This is a genomic window from Streptomyces desertarenae (genome assembly GCF_042681365.1).
Taxonomy (GTDB): Bacteria; Actinomycetota; Actinomycetes; order Streptomycetales; family Streptomycetaceae; genus Streptomyces; species Streptomyces desertarenae.
On the sequence record NZ_JBHUFU010000056.1, the window covers coordinates 1 to 585 of the forward strand.

1 protein-coding gene is annotated in these 585 nt (G+C 67.0%); it reads left to right on the plus strand.

Translation table 11 applies throughout. The features are described 5' to 3' along the window. Positions 1-28: 28 nt before the first annotated feature. A partial coding sequence (locus ACFSJS_RS27930; protein WP_380905291.1) for a GTP-binding protein occupies positions 29-585 on the plus strand: 557 nt, incomplete at its 3' end.

Here is a 585-nt window from a genome sequence, read left to right on the forward strand (position 1 = left end):
GACGTGACACTGCTCGAAAGGGTGCTCAGTGGACTTCGCAAGCTCTAGCGGTGCATCGCGCTCCACCACCTCCGCGAAGATCGTGGTGGCGGGCGGGTTCGGCGTGGGCAAGACGACCTTCGTGGGCGCCGTGTCGGAGATCAACCCGCTGCGCACCGAGGCCGTGATGACCGCCGCGTCCGCGGGGATCGACGATCTGACCCACACCGGTGACAAGACCACCACGACGGTGGCGATGGACTTCGGCCGGATCACGTTGGACCAGGATCTGATCCTGTACCTGTTCGGTACGCCGGGGCAGGACCGGTTCTGGTTCATGTGGGACGATCTGGTGCGGGGTGCGATCGGTGCGGTGGTGCTGGTGGACACCCGGCGGTTGGCGGACTGCTTCCCGGCGGTGGACTACTTCGAGAACTCGGGTCTGCCGTTCGTGATCGCGTTGAACGGGTTCGACGGTCAGCAGCCGTACACGCCGGACGAGGTGCGGGAGGCGCTGCAGATCGGTCCGGACGCGCCGATCATCACCACCGACGCCCGGCGGCGGGCGGAGGCCAAGAGCACGCTGATCACCCTGGTCGAGCACGC